18 protein-coding genes and 1 pseudogene are annotated in these 19,053 nt (G+C 65.7%); 13 read left to right on the top strand and 6 right to left on the bottom strand.

The genetic code is table 11. The features are described from left to right. The first annotated feature begins 3 nt into the window (after positions 1 to 3). From gspD to APH44_RS22840, 10 genes and pseudogenes are all read left to right on the top strand, one after another. A pseudogene (gene gspD, locus APH44_RS22885) lies at positions 4 to 1,959 on the top strand (type II secretion system secretin GspD). After that, positions 1,959 to 3,407 (top strand): GspE/PulE family protein, encoded by a 1,449-nt coding sequence (locus APH44_RS22880; RefSeq protein ID WP_054894690.1) that lies wholly within the window; start codon positions 1,959 to 1,961, stop codon positions 3,405 to 3,407. The pseudogene gspD and the gene APH44_RS22880 overlap by 1 nt, the downstream one beginning before the upstream one ends. A gap of 2 nt (positions 3,408 to 3,409) precedes the next feature. Then, on the top strand, positions 3,410 to 4,612 hold the full coding sequence (gene gspF, locus APH44_RS22875) for a type II secretion system inner membrane protein GspF (RefSeq protein WP_054894689.1): 1,203 nt from the start codon (positions 3,410 to 3,412) through the stop codon (positions 4,610 to 4,612). 14 nt (positions 4,613 to 4,626) lie between these two features. Next, positions 4,627 to 5,061, top strand: a complete 435-nt coding sequence (gspG, locus tag APH44_RS22870) for a type II secretion system major pseudopilin GspG (RefSeq protein WP_054894688.1) — start codon at positions 4,627 to 4,629, stop codon at positions 5,059 to 5,061. A 1-nt stretch (position 5,062) separates the two neighbouring features. Beyond that, positions 5,063 to 5,500 (top strand): type II secretion system minor pseudopilin GspH, encoded by a 438-nt coding sequence (gene gspH / locus APH44_RS22865; protein WP_112897558.1) that lies wholly within the window; start codon positions 5,063 to 5,065, stop codon positions 5,498 to 5,500. Further along, on the top strand, positions 5,497 to 5,865 hold the full coding sequence (locus APH44_RS22860) for a type II secretion system protein (RefSeq protein WP_054894686.1): 369 nt from the start codon (positions 5,497 to 5,499) through the stop codon (positions 5,863 to 5,865). The genes gspH and APH44_RS22860 overlap by 4 nt, the downstream gene beginning before the upstream one ends. After that, positions 5,862 to 6,449: a type II secretion system protein gene (locus APH44_RS22855; RefSeq protein ID WP_054894685.1), complete on the top strand. Its 588-nt coding sequence runs from the start codon at positions 5,862 to 5,864 to the stop codon at positions 6,447 to 6,449. The genes APH44_RS22860 and APH44_RS22855 overlap by 4 nt, the downstream gene beginning before the upstream one ends. Next, positions 6,446 to 7,519, top strand: a complete 1,074-nt coding sequence (gspL, locus tag APH44_RS22850; protein WP_054894684.1) for a type II secretion system protein GspL — start codon at positions 6,446 to 6,448, stop codon at positions 7,517 to 7,519. The genes APH44_RS22855 and gspL overlap by 4 nt, the downstream gene beginning before the upstream one ends. After that, positions 7,516 to 7,902 (top strand): type II secretion system protein GspM, encoded by a 387-nt coding sequence (gspM, locus tag APH44_RS22845; RefSeq protein ID WP_054894683.1) that lies wholly within the window; start codon positions 7,516 to 7,518, stop codon positions 7,900 to 7,902. The genes gspL and gspM overlap by 4 nt, the downstream gene beginning before the upstream one ends. Then, positions 7,899 to 8,543, top strand: coding sequence for a hypothetical protein (locus tag APH44_RS22840; protein ID WP_054894682.1), 645 nt, complete (start codon positions 7,899 to 7,901; stop codon positions 8,541 to 8,543). Before gspM ends, APH44_RS22840 begins: the two co-directional genes overlap by 4 nt. 295 nt (positions 8,544 to 8,838) lie before the next feature. Here APH44_RS22840 and APH44_RS22835 read toward each other — a convergent pair whose 3' ends face one another. The 6 genes from APH44_RS22835 to APH44_RS22810 all read right to left on the bottom strand — a co-directional run bounded on the left by APH44_RS22835 (position 8,839) and on the right by APH44_RS22810 (position 17,443). Beyond that, positions 8,839 to 9,108 (bottom strand): DUF3077 domain-containing protein, encoded by a 270-nt coding sequence (locus APH44_RS22835; RefSeq protein WP_054894681.1) that lies wholly within the window; start codon positions 9,106 to 9,108, stop codon positions 8,839 to 8,841. 23 nt (positions 9,109 to 9,131) lie between these two features. Next, positions 9,132 to 9,374: a hypothetical protein gene (locus APH44_RS22830; protein WP_054894680.1), complete on the bottom strand. Its 243-nt coding sequence runs from the start codon at positions 9,372 to 9,374 to the stop codon at positions 9,132 to 9,134. 454 nt (positions 9,375 to 9,828) lie between these two features. Next, positions 9,829 to 14,373, bottom strand: coding sequence for a hemagglutinin repeat-containing protein (locus tag APH44_RS22825; RefSeq protein ID WP_256216586.1), 4,545 nt, complete (start codon positions 14,371 to 14,373; stop codon positions 9,829 to 9,831). 27 nt (positions 14,374 to 14,400) lie between these two features. Continuing rightward, positions 14,401 to 16,062 carry a ShlB/FhaC/HecB family hemolysin secretion/activation protein gene (locus tag APH44_RS22820; protein WP_054894679.1) on the bottom strand — a complete coding sequence of 554 codons (1,662 nt, stop codon included), beginning with the start codon at positions 16,060 to 16,062 and terminating at the stop codon, positions 14,401 to 14,403. Between the two features lie 237 nt (positions 16,063 to 16,299). Continuing rightward, complete coding sequence (locus tag APH44_RS22815) at positions 16,300 to 16,872, bottom strand: murein L,D-transpeptidase family protein (RefSeq protein WP_054894678.1); 573 nt, start codon at positions 16,870 to 16,872, stop codon at positions 16,300 to 16,302. Positions 16,873 to 16,891: 19 nt separating this feature from the next. Continuing rightward, positions 16,892 to 17,443, bottom strand: coding sequence for an NUDIX hydrolase (locus APH44_RS22810; protein ID WP_054894677.1), 552 nt, complete (start codon positions 17,441 to 17,443; stop codon positions 16,892 to 16,894). 125 nt (positions 17,444 to 17,568) lie between these two features. Here APH44_RS22810 and APH44_RS22805 point away from each other — a divergent pair, with 125 nt between their 5' ends. The 3 genes from APH44_RS22805 to APH44_RS22795 are packed head-to-tail and all read left to right on the top strand — an operon-like array spanning position 17,569 to position 18,918. Beyond that, positions 17,569 to 18,168, top strand: coding sequence for a CoA pyrophosphatase (locus APH44_RS22805; protein WP_054894676.1), 600 nt, complete (start codon positions 17,569 to 17,571; stop codon positions 18,166 to 18,168). Positions 18,169 to 18,212: 44 nt separating this feature from the next. Then, entirely contained in the window at positions 18,213 to 18,737 is a 525-nt protein-coding gene (locus APH44_RS22800) for a gamma carbonic anhydrase family protein (protein ID WP_054894675.1), read from the top strand. Further along, complete coding sequence (locus APH44_RS22795; RefSeq protein WP_054894674.1) at positions 18,727 to 18,918, top strand: DUF1289 domain-containing protein; 192 nt, start codon at positions 18,727 to 18,729, stop codon at positions 18,916 to 18,918. The genes APH44_RS22800 and APH44_RS22795 overlap by 11 nt, the downstream gene beginning before the upstream one ends. The last annotated feature ends 135 nt before the right edge of the window (positions 18,919 to 19,053 follow it).

Here is a 19,053-nt window from a genome sequence, read left to right as displayed (position 1 = left end):
GCAATGATCGCAAGATACGCTGTGGCCTGCGTGCTGAGCCTTGGCCTGTGCTTTGCGCAGGCCTGGGCCGAAGACCCTGAAGTCGACGAAGAGGGCGTGCCCCAATACGAGGTGAACTTCGTCGACACCGACATGGGCGAGTTCATCGACAGCGTCTCGCGCATCACCGGCACCACGTTCATCGTCGATCCGCGGGTCACCGGCAAGGTCACGGTACGCACCGTCGACCGCCACGACGCCGAAGCCATCTATGACATCTTCCTCGCCCAGTTGCGTGCCCAGGGCTTTGCCGCCGTCGACCTGCCCAACGGCAGCGTGTAGATCGTCCCCGACCAGGCCGCGCGCCTGGAGCCGGTGCCGGTGGAGAACGCCGGCAAGCAGAGCAAGGGCAGCGACGGCGTGGCGACCCGGGTATTCAATGTGCGCAACGCCGCCAGCGAACAGATGCTCGGCATCCTCAAGCCGCTGATCGACCCGCGCGTCGGGGTGATCACCCCATACCCTGCCGCCAACCTGCTGGTGGTCACCGACTGGCGCAGCAACCTGGAGCGCATCGACAAGCTGCTGCGCCAGCTCGACCAGGTCAGCGACGAACCCTTGCAGGTGATGCCACTCAAGCATGCCAGCGCCGCCGACACCGCGCCCCTGGTCACCCGCCTGCTGGCCCGCGAGCAGGGCGCCGACAGTGCCCAGGTGGTGGCCGACCCGCGCAGCAATGCGCTGCTGGTGCGCGGCAGCGCCGACAGCCGCGAGCGCGTCCGTGCGCTGCTCGGCCAACTCGACCGGCCCAGCGACAACCTGCACAGCAGCAACACCCAGGTGATCTACCTGCGTCACGCCAATGCTGCGGAAGTGGTCAAGGTGCTGCGCGGTCTCGGCCAGGACGGCGGGGTGCCCGATGCGCCCGCAGGCGAAGGCAAGGAGGCGCCGGTACGCACGGCCAGCGATTCTGGCGTGCGCCTGGAGTATGAAGAAGGCGCCAACGCGGTGGTCATGGTTGGCCCTGACAGCGAGCTTGCGGCCTATCGCAACATCGTCGAGCAACTCGATATCCGCCGCGCCCAGGTGGTGGTCGAGGCGATCATCGCCGAGGTGTCCGACAGCAGCGCCCAGGAGCTCGGCGTGCAGTGGCTGTTCGCCGACGAGAAGTTCGGCGCCGGCATCGTCAACTTCGGCAGCAACGGCGTGAACATCGCCAGCATCGCGGGCGCTGCCGCCAGCGGCGACAACAAGGAACTGGGCAAACTGCTCTCGGCCACCACGGGCGCCACCGCCGGCATCGGCCATTTCGGCGGCGGTTTCAACTTCGCCATGCTGATCAATGCGCTCAAGGGCAAGAGCGGTTTCAACCTGCTGTCGACCCCGACGCTGCTGACCCTGGACAACGCCGAGGCGTCGATCCTGGTCGGTCAGGAGGTGCCCTTCGTCACCGGCTCCGTGACCCAGAACAACGCCAACCCCTACCAGACCATCGAACGCAAGGAGGTGGGGGTGAAGCTGCGCATCAAGCCGCAGGTCAACAGCGACAACAGCGTGCGCCTGGACATCGTCCAGGAAGTGTCCTCGATCGCCGATTCGCGCGCCGCCAGCGATGTGATCACCAACAAGCGCGAGATCAAGACCAAGGTCATGGTCGATGACAATGGCCTGGTGATTCTCGGTGGCCTGATCAGCGACGAATCCACCACCAGCAACCAGCGCGTGCCGTTGCTCGGTGACATCCCCGTGCTGGGTCGCTTGTTCCGCTCCGACAGCAACCGCAACGTGAAGCAGAACCTGATGGTATTCATCCGCCCGCGGATCATGCGCGACGGGCCGAGCCTTGCCGGGCTGAGCCAGGAAAAGTACCGCAGCCTGCAGCAGGACACCGCCTTGCAGATGCCGGAACTCGCCGAAGGTGGCGCCTTGCTCAAGGCGTTTCCAGCCAGTCGCGCGCGGCTTGAAGGCGGTGACTGGTGATGCTCGGCTACCGCCTGGCGCGTCAGGCTGGCGTTGCCATGGCCCAGGACGATCAGGGCTGGCAGCTATGGTTGCGCGAGGATGCCGACAGCGACCAGGTGCAAGAGCTGCTGCGCGTGCATGGCCAGCCACTGCGCCTGGAGCGCCTCGATCGCGCCGCTTTCGACGAGCGCCTGGGTCAGCTCTACCAGGCTGCCGACTCGGCTACCGCCGCATTGATCGAAGGCATCGGCGAGCAGGTTGACCTCGACAGCCTGATGAGCGAAATGCCACGCATCGAAGACCTGCTCGAAAGCGACGACGAAGCCCCTGTGATCCGCCTGATCAACGGCCTGTTTGGCCAGGCCCTGCGCCTGCATGCCTCGGACATTCACATCGAAACCTTCGAGCAGAGCCTGGTGGTGCGCCTGCGCGTCGATGGGCATCTGCGCGAAGTGCTGCGCCCGCCGCGTGCGCTGTCGGCCATGCTGGTGTCGCGGATCAAGGTCATGGCGCGCCTGGACATTGCCGAGAAACGCCAGCCCCAGGACGGACGCATCACCCTGCGCGCCGCCGGGCGCGAGGTGGACGTGCGGGTCTCGACGCTGCCCGGCATCCACGGCGAGCGCGTGGTGATGCGCGTGCTCGACAAGCAGGCCAGCCTGCTGGCGCTGGACAACCTCGGCATGCCCGCCGCGGCTTTGCAGGGCCTGCGCGCGTGCCTGGCGCGGCCCAATGGCATCGTGCTCTCCACCGGCCCCACCGGCTCCGGCAAGACCACCACGCTGTATGCCAGCCTCAACAGCCTCAACGATGGCAGCCGCAATATCCTCACCGTCGAAGACCCGGTGGAGTACGCCATCGCCGGTATCGGCCAGACCGCGATCAACCCGCGTGCCGGGCTGACCTTCGCTACCGGCCTGCGCGCGATCCTGCGCCAGGACCCGGACGTGATCATGCTCGGTGAGATCCGCGACCAGGAGACTGCGCAGATCGCCGTGCAGGCCAGCCTGACCGGTCACCTGGTGCTCTCGACCTTGCACACCAACAGCGCCGTCGGCGCAGTGACGCGCCTGCGTGACATGGGCATCGAGCCCTTCCTGATCGCTTCCAGCCTGCGCGGGGTGCTGGCCCAGCGCCTGGTCCGACGCCTGTGCAGTTGTGCCGAACCGCGCCCGTTGCTCGCCGCCGAGCGGCGTCTGTGGCCGGAACTGGCGGCGTTGCAGGCCACCCACCACCCCGTGGGCTGCGACAGTTGCCAGGGCAGCGGTTATGTCGGGCGCCTGGGGCTGTATGAATTCATCGAGCTGGATGCAGGATTGGTTGCGCTGCTTTATGAGGGCGCCAGCGAAGTGACGATGCAGGCGCACCTGGCCACGCGTCGGCAGAGCCTGGTGGCCATGGCCAGCGACTGCCTGGCCCGTGGCGAGACCAGCCTGGCCGAAGTGCTGCGCGTGGCGCAGGGCTGAGTATGCCGACCTATCGCTACCAGGCCCTGGACCTGGCAGGTAAACCGCACAAGGCCAGCGTGCAGGCCGACAGCGAGCGCCATGCCCGCCAGTTGTTGCGTGAGCAGGGGTTGTTCGCGCGCAAGCTGCAACGCCACGAAGGCAGCCTGCGGCAACCGCGCCGTCAGCGCCTGAGCCGTGCCCAGCTGTGCGAGCTGACCCGCCAATTGGCCACGCTGACCGGCGCTGGCATCCCCTTGGTCGATGCCCTGGCCACGCTCGAACGGCAATTGCGCGCGCCCGCCTTGCAGGCCGTGCTGGTGTCGGTGCGCGGCGCGCTTGCCGAAGGCCTGGGGCTGGCCCGCAGCCTTGCCCGGCAAGGCGCGCCGTTCACCGGGCTGTACTGCGCGCTGGTCGAAGCGGGCGAGCGCTCCGGGCGCCTGGCGCAGGTGTTGACGCGCCTGGCGGATCACCTGGAGCAGGTCCAGCGCCAACAGCACAAGGCGCGCACTGCGCTGATCTATCCCTGCGTGCTGATGGGTGTGTCGCTGGCGGTGGTGGTGGGGCTGATGACGTTCGTGGTGCCCAAGCTGACCGAGCAGTTCGCCCATTCCGGGCAGGCGCTGCCGCTGATCACCTCGCTGCTGATCGCCATCAGCCAGGGTCTGGCCAGTGCCGGCCCTTGGCTGTTGGGTGCAGCGATCCCGCTGACGCTGTTGAGCGGCTGGCTGTTGCGCAAGCCGCCCTGGCGCCTGCGCCGCGACGACCTGCTGCTGCGCCTGCCGCGCATTGGCAGCCTGCTGCAGGTGCTGGAGAGCGCACGTCTGGCGCGCAGCCTGGCGATTCTCTGCGGCAGTGGCGTGGCCCTGCTCGAAGCCCTGCAGGTGGCCAGCGAAACGGTCGCCAACCAGCGCATCCGCCTGGCCCTGGAGCAGGTGCGCCTGCAGGTCCAGGGCGGCACCAGCCTGCATCGGGCGCTGGATGCCAGCGGCCAGTTTCCACCGCTGCTGGTGAACATGGTCGGCAGCGGCGAGGCCAGCGGCACCCTGGCCGACATGCTCGAGCGCGTGGCTGACGATCAGGAGCGCGGCTTCGCCCGCCAGGTCGACACCGCCATGGCGCTCTTCGAACCTCTGATGATCCTGTTGATGGGCGGCGTGGTGCTGTTCATCGTGCTGGCGGTGCTGTTGCCGATCATGCAGCTCAACCAGGGTCTGCAACTGTGAAAAGGAGTCTTTGCATGCAGTATCGCGCCAAGCGTCAGCGCGGCTTCACCCTCATGGAGATCATGGTGGTGATCTTCATCATCGGCCTGCTCATCGCGGTGGTCGCGCCCAGCGTGCTGGGCAACCAGGACAAGGCCATGCGCCAGAAAGTGATGGCTGACCTGGCTACCCTCGAGCAGGCACTGGACATGTACCGCCTCGACAACCTGCGCTTTCCGAGCAGCGAGCAAGGCCTCGCTGCCTTGGTGAAGAAACCGGCCCAGGAGCCGCTGCCGCGTGCCTGGCGCAGCGATGGCTACATCCGTCGCCTGCCGGAAGACCCGTGGGGCACGCCGTACCAGTACCGCATGCCGGGCGAGCATGGTCGTGTCGATGTCTATTCGCTCGGCGCCGATGGCGTGGCCGGTGGCGAAGGGCTGGATGCCGACCTGGGCAACTGGGAGCTCTGACTTGCCTGCCCAGCGCGGCTTCAGCCTGCTCGAACTGCTGGTGGTGCTGGCCATCGCCGGGCTGATGACCGGCTTGAGCGTGGCCTGGCTCGACAACGGTCGTACGCGGGTCGACCAGGCCATGCAGCGGCTGCTTGCCGCGACCCGCGAGCAGTCTGCCGTGGCGCGCCACACCGGCCAGTTGCGTGGCCTGCGCTGGAACGGCAAGCGTCCTGAGTTCGTTCGCCATGACGGCACCGGCTGGGTGGTGGAACCGGTCACGCTGGGTGACTGGCCGCAGGACTTGCGCCCAGACTGGCCAGGCGCAGCAGCGCCGCAACTGGTGTTCACCCCCGAAGGCTGGGCAAGGCCCGGCAAGGTGAACTGGCGGAGTGCCGAAGGTGGCCAGCGCTGGAGCTGGGGCCGCGAAGGGCGGCTGCAAGTCGCGGTGCTGCCATGAAGCGCCGCCAGCGTGGGTTCACCTTGCTCGAAGTCAGTGTGGCGCTCGGTATCGCCGCGGTGCTGGCGGTGATCACCAGCCAGGTACTGCGCCAGCGCCTGGCGGTGCAGGACGGCGTGCAGCAGCACCGCCTCGGCGCCCTGTGCGCCCGCGAGCTGCAGGCACGGTTTGCCGTCGAGCAGTATTGGCCGGGCAGCAATCGCACTGCCGGAGAGCTGCAGCAGGGTGGGCAGGTGTGCCATTGGGACCTGCAGCTGCGCAACACCGGCGTGCGCGATCTGCGCCGTGGCGAGCTCCGCCTGTTCGCCGACCGCGATCAGCGCGTGCCGCTGGGCTTGTACACCCTGTTTCTGGAGCGCCCATGAAGCGTCAGGCGGGGCTGACCCTGATCGAGTTGATGGTCGCGCTGGCGCTCACCGCCGTGCTGGGCATCCTGCTGGCGGCGTTGGTGCATGGCTGGCTCACGGTGCGCGAGCGTCTCGCCGACCAGCAGAACGAGCCCGGCGTGCTGGAGTTCTGCCTGGCGCTGGAGCGCCGGTTCGACAGCCCGGTACTTCGCGAGGTGTACGAGCAGCGCCTGCCGCTGGCCACGCGCTGGCTCGATTGGCAGGCGCAAAGCCAGCAGTTGCTGTGGGTCGCTGCTGCGGCCTGGCCCCAGGCCGAAGGGGGGGCGCGCTTGCAGCGTCAGCGCCTGCGTTTCGAGCCCAGGGAGCAGCGCGTGCTGCTGGAAACCTCCGCCGATCTCTACGCCGCCGACAAGCCGCGCTGGGTGATCCGCGAGCGCTTGGAGCGGGTCAGCGAGATGAGCATTCTGTATTTCCAGGGCAGCAGTTGGCTGGCCTGGCCTTCCGATCAACCGGCGCACCCCGGCCGTGGCGTGCGCCTGCATCTGCAGCGTGATGGAGCACCTTATGTCTGCACATTCGTCCTGCCCTGGGGGCGCTCATGAAGCTTGAATGGCGACGGCGCTCGCCTGCGCGGCCCTGGTTGCTGTTGCGTCCGAGGGCTGACGGCGGTTGGCACTGGTGCCTGCTGGACAGCGGCGTGCTGCGTGACGAAGGGCAGGGCCGCCCGCCGCAGAACCTGAGCGCCAGGGTTGCCGTGGTGGTGCCGGGCGAGGCGTGCAGCCTTTTCCAGTTGCCTGCCCCGCCCGGGCTCAAGCGGGAGGAATGGCCGCTGCTACTGGAAGATCGTCTGCTGCAAGGCAGCGATGAAGTTCACTGCGCATGCATCGGCCGTGCGGCAGGGCAACTGCGACTGGTGGTGGTGGCGCGTGAGCGGCTCGATGGCTGGTTGGCCCAGTGCGCGGAGTGGGGGCTGGAGGTTGAGCGTTGCTGGTCGCAGTTCCAGCTCTTGCCGGTGCTCGACCGCGGTTGTGGATGGCAATGGCGGCAGGAGCAGTCGAGCCTGTATGCGCGGATCGACGAGGATGGCGCGGAACACTGGCTGGCCTGGCCAGAGGTGTTGGGCCCTGCACCTGCGCCGTGGGATACCCAGGTGCTTGAGCAGGTCGATGGACGCTGGCCACAGCGAATTGCCGATCTCGATACCTTGCCGACGCTACGGGAAACGCGTCGCCCGCGCCGATCATTGAAGGTCACGGGCCGGCAAAAGCGCTTGATCGCCGCTTGCCTGGTACTCGCTGCTGTCTGGGGCGGTCTGTGGAGCAGCCAGCAATGGCGTCAGGCCCAGCTGTATCGCCAGCAGGTGCTGGCGGTCACCGGCCCGCAGGCCACGCCGCGCCAGGCCGCGCAGGCGCTCAAACGGCTGCGTGACGCCGACGGCGAGCGGGCTTTGCGTCTGCGTCGGCTCGACGGCTTGCAGGAGCAGTTGCAGGCCTGGTTGCACGCGCATCCGCAGTGGCGCTTGCGCGCTGTGCGCTTCGATGGGCAGCGCTGGCATCTGCAACTGGACGGCGAGGGCACGTTGGCGCCGTGGCATGAAATGGCCGCTGCAGTCGGCGCTGCGGTGCAGGTGCAGGCTCAGGGCGCGGTGTTCGATCTGGGGAGCAGTTCATGATCCGCGCATTTTCGCAGCGCCAGCGCATGCGCGTGGCCTGGGGGCTGATCGCGCTGTTGCTGATCGTCATCCTGGTGCGTGAGGTGGGTGCACGCTGGGCCGAGATGAGCCAGTGGCGCGGGCTGGCCGAAGTGGCGGTCAGCCTTGAGGGCGGTCCGGCCTTGAGCCTTGAGCACCTGCGCCAGTCCGCTCAGGCCAGGCATATCGAGCTGACGGAGATCGAGCCGCAGGATGAGGGCTGGCAGGTGCGCGGCTCGGTCGCGGACGAGCATGTGCTGCTGGCGTGGTTGCAGGCTTTGCAGAGCGAGGGCGCGCAGCCGCTGCAGTGGGGCATGGAGCAGCAGGGCAAGCGCCTGCGCTTCGACCTGCAGGTTCGGCCATGAGTGTGCGCGTGCTGTTGTGGCCGGTGCTGGTGTGTGTGGTTACGCTGCTGGTCGAGTTGCCGGCGAGCTGGCTGGTGCCAGGCCGGGCGGTCAGCGGCAGCCTCTGGCAGGGGCAGGCCGAACAGGTGGGTGATGTCGGGCCGCTGAACTGGCAGTGGCAACCCTGGCGCCTACAGGCGCAAATCCGCTTGGGTTATCAGGGGCAGGATTGGTTGGCGCGGCTGAGTGGTTGGCCCTGGCGCTGGCGCGCGGATGTCGAGGCGCTCGAAGCGACGCCGAGTGTACCGCTGGCTTATCGCCTGGCGGGGCACTGGCAGGGGCGTGTCGCGGTGCAGGGTGTGTGGCAGCGGTGCGTCGGTGCCGAGGGGCGTTTGCAGGTGAACGACCTGGCGCTGGTCTCGCCGTGGTCGTTGGATCTGGGACAGGGCTGGCTCGAAATGCGCTGCGCAGGTGACTGGCGCTTGCAGGGCGCGCTGGCGCTGCAAGGCCAACACCAACTCGATCTTGGCGCCGACCTGCTGGCCAGACGCGCCCGGGTCGGCTTCGAGGTCCAGCCTGAGGCTGCGCTGACGCCCCTGCTGCGCGGCGCCCAGTGGCTGGCGCCGGAGGCGGCCAAGGGCGAGCGGCAGCTCAGTTGGTAGTTGCAGAGCTTGAGATCCCAGCTTGCCTGTTGCTTGCCGGAGCAACGGCCTTATCCAAAAATCTGAAAGCCAGCCCAATCCCTGTGGAGCACCTGTCTTGATCAAAATCTAAAGACCAGTTCAATCCCTGTGGGAGTAACTGTCTTGATCAAAATCTAAAGGCCTGCCCAATCCCTGTGGGAGCGGGCTTGTCCCGCGATCACCGGCATAGCCGGTGCCATGCACCGCGGTGCTGCCATCGCGGGACGAGCCCGCTCCCACAACCCACTCAACTCCAGGTCCGATAAACCCGCCTTTACCGGCGCATCCCCAGCTCCGCATCGTCCATCAATGCCTTGGCCAATGCGCTCAGGTAATACGAAGCCCAGACCAGTTGCGGGTTCTCATCCATCACCCCGCTCAAGGTCATGTCGCGCACATACCCCATCAACTCCGAGGCCTGCTCACGCGCTCGCTCGCACGGGATGCCCGGCTCGATGCAGAACAGCGGCTGGGTCAGCCCCTTGCCTTGGTAGAAGCGTGTTTTGCCGACAGTGGTATTCGGTGTGGTGTCGCTTGTATCCATCCTTTCATCTCCCTGAAAACCGCTTAGTGAGCCGTCTGCGGCTCTGCCGGCATCTGAACCTGTATCAAAGCCGACTCCAGCAAAATCCTCAGCGCTTCCATTTCATGGATGGCAGCCATTATCAGGAGCGAGACGGGTGACTTGGGTTGGAGGAGGACCGCTTGATGGGCCACGGTTTGTGCGCAGAGTGCGTACTCGGTGGCTTGGATGATGGTGTCTTCGAGGGAGTGGTTGTTGTGGGGTGGGTCGGGAACGATCTTTAACATCGCGTTATTCCTTGCGGGCTACCTCCCAACTGCTGTCAAACAGTGGGTGGCAGCTGTACGTGGGTTGACAGACCGGCGGAATAAGCAAAGTTCCGGCGCACGCAAGCGTGCCCGCACGTACAGCTGCCATGGAAAGCAGCCATATGCTTAATACCGTCACAGCCTGTCAAAGCTGTGTCGTTGATGTGCAACGACGCGCCGAGACTAGAGCGCTGCCCCAGGGGCCGCAACGGAAAAAAGGCGGTAGGAGTATCTTTGGGAAATGGACTACAGGAAAGGCGTATTTTCGGATTTTCGAACAATGCGCGCTTAGGAGACGCCAAAGATACCCGGCACTCATGCCTGCCCCCCTGTGGGAGCCTCGGTTCGCCGCTGCGACTTGTCCCGCGATCACCGGCATCGCCGGTGCCACTCAGTGGTACTGCCATCGCGAGACAAGCCCCACGCTCAACGATCAGCGCCCGCCCTTGCTCCCGACACTCGATACCCACTCTTCACTGCGGCTATGCCCACTGGTGCGCAGCAGCCCGAGGTCCAGCGCATTTTCGCCGTCCGCCGCGCCTTTGCTCTTGGACAGTTCGGCAATGGCCGTCCCTATGTCGACCGGTGAGTTGGAAAAGTCCACCGACACATTGCGTTGATAGTCGCGGCCTGTGAGCGTTTCGCGGCTGACCGACTGGGCTTGCAGATCGACATCTCCAGCGCCGGACTGTATCCGTGCCCCGACCAGGCGTGCCTGGCCGCCGACGTTCAACTCGACGCCTTCACTGCCCTTGATCCTGGCCTGGTGGGCGACGGTGTCGCGCTGGGTGTGGGACACCTCGACCTTTACCGTCGGCGAGAGCTTCGGGTCCACCTTGGACAGCGTCGGGCCGACTTTCTCGGTGACCTTGCCCGCCGCAGGGCCGGAGAGGGCGCCGGCAGCATCCAGATAACCCTGGGGGTTCTTCTCGTGGCTCAGGCGGCCATCGGCCTTGACGGTGAGGGTGTCGACGCTGTCCTTGCGGCTGGCCAACAACAGGTCGCCACCGATATCGCCGCGAACCTTCTGTGCATCCAGGCTTGCACCCTCGATCCGGGTGTCGCCCTGGCTCGCTAGCTCGATGCGCTCGGCGCGCAGGGTGCTGGCATTCCAGGTCTGGTTGTCGCGCTTGTCGAGGTTGACCTGCACCCGGCCGTGCAGACCACGGATATCCTTGTCCGGCGTCTCGCCGCCGTTGAGCCTGAAGCCGGCACCGGCGGTGATGTCGAGATTGTCGCGTTTTTCAGTGTTGCCCGAAGCTTCGACCAGCATGCCGCCGTTGCCGGCGTGCAGCTTGATTTCGCTGGCCGAGGCGTGCAGACCCTGCACGTGCAGGGCGATATCTTCACGGGCGCGGCTGCTGATCAGCAGTTTGCCTTGAGTGTTGAAGTGGGCATCGACGGCTTGGCTTGCCTGCTCGTCGAGCTTGCCGTTGGCGAAGTGGCCGCCCAGTGCGCCGCCTTTGCCAGTGCCGAACGTGGCCGCCAGCTCCAGCCCGCCGCCGAGTTTGTGACCGCTGGCCTGCTGACTGTCCTGTGCCGCCTTGACCTGTAACAGGCCGGCGCTGTTCAGCTCGATGTCGCCAGTCGGCGCTTCACGGCTGCCGATGCGGGTGCCCTCGAGGACGAGATCGGCGCCGCTACTGAGCAGCACTTTGCCCTTGGCATCGATCTGGCCGACCTGGGCCTTGCTGTCCTGGCGCTGATGTTCGGCCAGGTCAAGGTAACCGCGGCCATCGACGCCGGTACTGCCGGGGCGGTTGCCCACCTTGGCCCAGGCATTACCGTCGATCTGGCGCTGCTGTTCGGTGCGCTGGTCGTGCGCTGCGCTCAGCAGGAGTTTGCCGTTGCTGGTGATGCTGAGATCGCCGGTGCCAGCATTGATGCGCGTACCTTCGTACAGGCCGTCGGCTCCCAACTGGACCTGGATGCCTGTTTGCCCGTAGAGGCTGCCGACGCGGGCGTTGCGGGTGCTGTCTTCGCTGTTCGACGAGCCACCCTTACCGCTGGCGCGCACATTGAGGTCGCTGCCTGTGCTGGTATCGACTCGCACGTCACCGCCAGCCGCCAAGTGTTCGACGAGGCGCGACTGCTCATCGACCGCTGCACGTTGATGATGCTGGTTGGCGGTGATTGCCAGCAGGCCCTCATTGGCCCGCCAGGCCGTGCCTTGATCGTCGATGCGCTCGGCTTCGACCTTGACGCTGGCACCGGACAGCTCGGTGACCTGGGCGATACCGCGGCGCTGGTTTTCCAGACGCTTGAGATGGGCCACGGTCATGTCGCCGCCGACACTGGGCGCGACCATCGCGTCCTCGGGCGAGGCCTGCTGGAAGCGCGCAGCTTCCTCGCCAAGTACCAGGCGCTCGATCGGCCGGGTCAGGTCGCGGTATTCGAGGCTGGCACCAAGGGTGCCGCGCCAGTCGTCATTGCGCTGCTCGCGTTCGTGCACGTCCTGTACCGCCCGGTTCTCGATATCCTTGGCCTTGACCACCAACGCCTTGCCTGCATCGACGCGTGCGGCCTCGGTCACCAGCGTCCCAGTGTTGATCTTCACATCGCCACCTGCCTGCAATTCGCTGCGTTGTATCTTGCTGTCGCGCTCACGCACGTTCTCCTTCTGATGATGTCCTTCGAAGTGGCTGCCGATCCGGTCGATGCCGCCGGTCACGGCCAGGCTGCCGCCGCTGTGGGTGGTCTGGGTGTCTGTCTGCTGATCGTTGCGGGTGGCGCCAAGCGTTATCTGTTGCCCTTGCAGGTTGAGGTCGCCGGTATCGGCCTTGACCTTCGAGCCGTTGACCTGCAAGTGCGCGTCACTGTGCAGCTCGACTGCCGCGCCTTTGAGTTCGCTGGCGACCTGCTCGGTGGCGCGTTGCTCGCTGTGCCGGTTGACCACTGCGTAGCCGACCCCGGCTTCATACTGGCGTGAACCGGGCTTGTCGCCGTCGGCCTCGGTGGTCTGGCGGGCGTTGGCGGTGAGGGTGCGCTGCTGTTCGTCGGTCTTGCTGTCGCTGCGCGCTTGAGCGCTTTCGACGATCAGATCGCCCTTGGCCTCGATCTTGAGCTGCTTGCCAGCCTCGACTTTGGCACCTTCAATGCGCAGTTCCTCGGCACTGGCCAGGCGCAGGTCGCTTTTCGAGCTGACGTCGCTCGCCAGCACTTTTTCCTGCTGGCTGCTGTGGCTGCGGTCGTGGCCGATCAGGCCGAACAGCTTGCTGTCGCTCTGCTTTTCGGTGGTGCTGGAGCGGTTGTGGTCGGCTTCGATCGCCAGGTTACCGTTGTTGCTGTAGAGCACGGATTCACCTTCGCTGGCGATGGTGCTGCCCTTGACCCTGACCTGCCCGGCGGTGACGTTCAGGTTGGCGCCCGAGGTGATGGTGCTCCCGGCGACCTGCCGCGCGGTGTCGTCCTTGCCCTGGCGGTCGCCGAAGAAGCTGCCGGACACCAGGTCGCCGCGGTAGTCGCGTTGTGTGCCGCGCTTGTCCAGGGCCGTGGTGGTGATGTCGATCTGCTGAGCGGCCAGGGCCATATCGCCCTCGCTGTGCATGTGGCTGCCTTGCACCTTGAGCGTGCCACCGGCCTTGGCGGTCAGCGTGGCGCCTCGCAGATCGCTGGCTTTGGCGGTTTCCTGATAGTGGTCGCTGTCGCTGTCACCCCGCCACAGATGCTTGCGATGGCGAACCTGCTCCTCGACACGCCCGCTCTCCTTGCCTGCTTCGATGTTCAGGTTGGCCGCGCTGTCGAGGGCGAGTGCGCCACCGGCTTGCAGGGTGGCCGCCTGCAGTTGCATGTCGCCGCCAGACTTGAGCGTCAGGCGGTCATCGGCTTTCAGTTGCGTGCCCTGCAGTGTGTGCTGGGTTGTGGTGGTGTTGCTTTCATAGGTTTCGGTGGTGACGAACAACCATTGTTTGTCCCAGGCCTTGCGCTCACGCTCGATGTTCTCCTGGGCTGCGGTGTCCAGCGTGAGTTTCTGCCCTGCATTGACGTCGATCGATTTGCCCTGGCCCGTGACGGCCTGCAGCCTCAGGTCGCCGCTGGCATTGAGGTTGAGGTCACCTTGGCTGCTGCGCAGTACGGCGCTATGCGTGCCGTCGTCACCGATATGCAGGCTGCCGGCGGACTGGATGTCGATGCCGTCGCGACCGTGCATGGCAATCGCCCCGACCCGCACGCCAGCGCCCTCGGCAGTGCTGACCACGCGGATGCGGCCGGCGTGCATGGCGCCGAACAGGCTGGCGTCGATGCTTGCCGGGGTGCCTGGCAGGTGCTCGACGACCTGGCCATTGGTGGCGTCGATGCGGTTGCGCCCGGCAATCAATTGCAGGTCGTCGCGGGCGTTGAGCGTACCTTTGCTGTCGATGCGCGGGGCAATCAGTTCGAGTGCGCCGTCGTCGTTGCTCTGGCCTCCGCCGAGCACAGTCAGCGCGGCGCTGGCGCTCATCGAGTCAAGCAGGCGCACGCGACCGTCCTCGAGCTGGACATTACCGACCAGAAAACCTGCGCGGGTGGTGTTGATGAAGCTGCCGCCATTGAGGGTGATGCCGTTGCTGTTGGCGAGGATGTAGTCGGCGGGGCGGCCGAAGATTTCCTGGGGGCCTTCGATCAGCGAGGCGTTGCGGCTGACCACTTCGTTGAGGATGGTCGAGGCGGCCTGGCCCTGGAACTGGGGGTTGGCGGCCAGGGCGCCAGCCAGTTGCGACTGGCCCGATTGCAGGGCGTTGTTGAGCACCGCACCCGCCTGGCCGACGTTGTAGTCGAGGAACTGGTTGTGCGACAGGCCGCTGGCGTTGGGGGCGACGATCTCGATTACCGGTACGCCATGGGCGTTGTTGATCAGTGGTGTTCCCGCCGGGCCGGGAGTCGGTTGCAGCCCGCCCTGGGCGAGCAGGGTCGGGGAGGTGGCCATCAGCGTCAGGAAGATGCTCCAGCGCAAGGCATTGGGCGACGTCGGGACATGCAGTTTTTTGTTGTCGTTCACGGGCTTGTCTCTCTTGTTGTGGGTGAATCAGATACTCAGGTTCCATTCGAGCACCCAGACACCGGGCTCCAGGCTGCCGCGCGGCAGGTCGCTGGAGCTCAGCGCGCGCTGGTAGTCCAGGCGCAGGCGGTGGCTCGGGGTGCTCAGCATCACGCCCAGGGTGGCGCCGACCATCCGCTGCGGGCTGCTGCCGTGGTCGAAACGGGTCCAGCCCAGGTCCAGGCCGAGGTGCGGGCGGATTTCCAGGGGCAGGGCGACGGACAGGGGGCGGCTCAGCGTGTTGCGCCACACGGCGCCGCTCGCGCCGGAGACGCTGTGCTGGCGAAAGCCGCGCACGGCCAGGTCGTCGGAGAGGGCAAGCTGTTCGATGGCGGGCAGGCGGTCGGGGCTGTACTGCAGGTTCAGCTCGCTCTGCCAGCGCCACTTGCCCTGGTTCAGGTACAGAAGCGTGGCGCGGTACTTGCGAAACCCGGGCTCGGCGCTCTTGCGTCCAAGCGGCTCGCGGTCGGCACCCAGCCAGTCGACGCCCTGGGCGATGCCGAGGTACGCGTTCCACAGGCCGGCTTCGAGCCAGAACAGGTTGATGCCGGCTTCCAGGGTGGTCAGCACCGGGCTTTGCTGGGCGACCTTGAGCGGGCCGAACCAGGTGGCTACGCGCTTGTGCTCCAGGCGCAGGCTGGCGTTGAGCATGCCTTGTTGATTGCGCCAGAGCATGCGCTCGACGCTCAGGCCTTGCAGGCTGCTGTTGCCGTGGCTGCCGATCTGGCTGCCGGGCAGCGGCGCGCGGTATTGCAGTTGGCTCGCGTTGAGGGCGAAGGTCCAGGGACCATAGGGGAGGCTGTAGTAGAGGCTGGCGCCCTGGCTGCGACCTGGCGCGTCGAATACCGTCGAAAGCAGCGACAGACGCAGGTCGTCGTTCAGGCTCAAGGGACTGTCCAGGCCCAGCGTGAGGCTCAGCCGGTGGCGGCCGGTGAGTGCACTGCCGCGATTGTCCAGACGGCTGTCCAGGTGCCAGCGCGAGCTGATCCGGCGTGGTTCGATCTGGATGTGGGTGCCGCCAGGCAGGTCGCCGGGTCGCACGTTGGCGCCGAGATCATAGGCTCTGAGGCGATTCAACTGGTCCAGCCCTTGTTCCAGGTCAGGCAGGTGCAAAGGCTGGCCGAGCATGCCAGGGAAGGCGCTGGCCAGTGACAGCGGCAGCGCGTTGTCGAGTGCGATGCTTTCGACGAATCCTTCGATAATCACGATATCGAGGGGCATGCCAGCACCTGGTTGGCGCGCCAGGTAAGGGCGGCTTGCGGGATATCCGGCTTGGACGTAGCGTTCAGTGATGGCCAGCAGCAGGCGGTTGATGTCCGCCGGCCCCATGCAACCGTGCAGCAGAGGCCGCAGGCTCTGTTCGAGGGCGGTGTTGGTGACGCGCCTGTTACCGCTCAGGCGCAGGCCGCTGACCGGCCAACATTGCTCTGCAGGCGTTGCCGATGGCGCCTGGCGCTCCAGTGTTTGCGGGGCAGAGCGGCGCTGCCATTGCTCCAGCCGCTGCTGTTGCTGCAAGTGCTGAAGTTCGCGTTGCTGGTCGCGCAGTTGCTCGCTGGCGGGATCGGCTGCAAGGGCAACCGAGCTGGTCAGCAGCGCGAGCAATGCATGGGTGAGAGAGCGACAAATAGCCGGAAACGGGGTGTTCGCCATGGAAGAATTCCGCAGAGGTCGTACGGTTCGCGTACTCGTTTGCGTGGATTCTAAAAATTCGAACAGTCGTTTGGATGCGGTACGTTGCCTGCTTGAGTATCAGGCAAATAACGTTTTTGAGTCGGGATATTCTGAGGATTTGCTGTAGATGTAGGACGCCGCCCCGTCAGGCTACGCCGCCTTCCTCAGGTGGGCGCCCTGCAGCGCAGCAGTGGAAGGTGCAGGGAGCCCGCAGGCTCAGGGGCGAATCTCGATCATGGTGCCGTCCTTGACCATGCTCCACACTTCACGCATGTCGTCGTTGCGCATGGCGATGCAGCCTTCGGTCCAGTCGAGGGTGTGGAAATACCACTCCGGGTATTCCTCGTTGATCGGTGTGCCGTGGATCATGATCATGCTGCCGGCATTGACCCCTTCGCGGCGCGCCTTGGCGGCGTCGCTGATGTTTGGGTAGGAGATGTGCATGGCCAGGTTGTAGCGGTCGCTGACCTTGCGCCAGTCGAGCCAGTAGAAGCCCTCAGGGGTGCGCTTGTCGCCTTCGCGCTCCTTGGCGCCCTTGGGTTGCTTGCCCAGGGAGATGCGGTAGGTCTTGAATGGCTCGCCGCGGCTGATCAGTTGCAGGCGCCGCTCTGACTTGAGCACCAGCACCTTGTCGATCTGCGGCTGGCTGCTGCTTTGCGCAGGCCTGGCCTGGGGCTGCGTGCCCTGCGCCGTGGTCGCGGGCAGGGGCTTGCGAATGATGGTCTCGGTGAACGCCGCCTGGGACACCGATGCAACGCACAAGCAGAAGAGGGCAAGCAACCAGCGCATGAAACGTATCCTGAAGTAGCTAGGTGGACGACGAAACGTTCATCGGCGGCAGGTATTCATGGCCTATGGGGTACTGCTGCCCGATGCGGTCGCGATAATAGCATTCTAGTGTCCGCGTGACGGTGCGGAAAGCCAGTTCGTTCCAGGGTATTTCATGCTCCTCGAACAAGCGCACTTCCAGGCTCTCGACACCCACGTCGAAGTCCAGGTCGGCCAGTTCTGCGCGGAAGAACACATGCACCTGGTTGATGTGCGGCAGGTCGAACAACTGGTAGAGGGTGGTCGGGCCGACGCGTGCGCAGGCTTCCTCGATGGTCTCGCGGCGCGCGGCCTGATCGAGGGTTTCGCCGTTTTCCATGAAACCAGCCGGCAGCGTCCAGAAGCCGCGGCGCGGCTCGATGGCGCGGCGGCACAGCAATACCTGGCTGCCCCAGACGGGCAAGACGCCTGCGACGATGTTGGGGTTCTGGTAGTGGATGGTCTGGCAGGAGGGGCAGACGTACCGCAGGCGGCTGTCGCCCTCGGGAATCTGCTGAATGACCGGTTGGCCGCACGCGCTGCAGAATTTCATGCTTTTATTCCTGTGTGAGCCGCTATCTTGGCGCGGCCGGCGGGGTTGCCGCAAGCCGTCGGGGCTTGGGTGCCTCGCGGCTTTGGTGCATCATGCAAGGCAGGCCTTGGAATCGAGAGTGCGTAATGCTGGACGAGCTTCTTCGCCGAATGAGCAACCATACCCCCGCGTCACTGGAGGCGGATCGCCGTTTTCCCGAGGCGGCGGTGCTGCTGCCCATTACCCGTAGCGAAGAGCCCGAGCTGGTGCTCACCTTGCGTGCCAAAGGGCTTTCCACCCATGGTGGCGAGGTGGCCTTTCCGGGAGGGCGCCGCGATCCGGAAGACCCGGACCTGGTGTTCACCGCCCTGCGCGAGGCCGAGGAGGAAATCGGCCTGCCGCCGGGGTTGGTCGAGGTGATCGGCCCGCTGAGCCCGCTGATTTCGTTGCACGGACTGAAGGTTACGCCGTTCGTCGGGTTGATTCCGGATTACGTCGAGTACCAGCCCAACGATGCCGAAATCGCAGCGGTCTTCAACGTTCCGCTGTCGTTCTTTCGCCAGGACCCACGCGACCACACCCATCGCATCGACTACCAGGGGCGCAGCTGGTACGTGCCCAGCTACCGTTATGGCGACTACAAGATCTGGGGGCTGTCGGCGATCATGATCGTCGAGTTGGTCAACGTGCTGTTCGATGCCGGTATCAGCCTGCACCAGCCGCCAGAGCGCTTTATCCAGAACTGAGCGGGGCTCACCCGCCGACCGCGTCCAACCGTGAGGAACATGACATGAAATACCGCCTGGGCGACCTGCGGGTCGAAGCCCATCCCAGCAGTTGGGCCGCGCCCACTGCCACCTTGATCGGCAAGGTGCGCCTGCAGGCCCGGGCCAGTGTGTGGTTCGGCGCCGTGCTGCGCGGCGACAACGAGCTGATCGACATCGGCGAGGACAGCAATGTCCAGGACGGTACGGTGATGCACACCGACATGGGGTCGCCGCTGACCTTGGGCAAAGGCGTGACCATCGGTCACAACGCCATGCTGCATGGCTGCAGTGTCGGCGACTACAGCCTGGTCGGCATCAATGCGGTCATCCTCAACGGCGCGCGGATCGGCAAGCACTGCATCATCGGTGCCAATGCGCTGATCCCCGAGGGCAAGGAGATTCCCGACGGTTCGCTGGTGATGGGCTCGCCAGGCAAGGTGGTGCGCGAGCTGACCGAGCAGCAGATGCGCATGCTCGAAGCCAGCGCCGCGCACTATGTGCATAATGCCGAACGCTATTCGCGGGAGCTGGTGGTCGATGAAGACTGACGAGCGGCCGGTCGCTTCGCCGTGCGTTAACGTCTGTGCGCTGGATGAGCAGGACATCTGCATCGGTTGTCAGCGTACGGTGCAGGAGATCACCCGGTGGGCGCGGATGGACAACGACGAGCGCCGGGCGGTGCTCAAGCTTTGCCACGAAAGGGCACTAGAGGCTGGCCTCATCCTCTAGTCTGATGCAGAACCCTGTGGTAGCGGGCATGCCCGCGAACACCGGCACAGCCGGTGCCATCCACCGCTTTGGATTCTTCGCGGGTGAACCCGCTCCCACAGGGATCACGCCGCCCTTGAAGCTGATGTTGTACCT

The sequence above is a fragment of the Pseudomonas sp. NBRC 111143 genome (genome assembly GCF_001320965.1).
In the GTDB taxonomy this organism is placed as follows: domain Bacteria; phylum Pseudomonadota; class Gammaproteobacteria; order Pseudomonadales; family Pseudomonadaceae; genus Aquipseudomonas; species Aquipseudomonas machongensis.
Note: the sequence above shows the minus strand (reverse complement) of the source record. Positions and strands in the feature narration are given on the sequence as shown.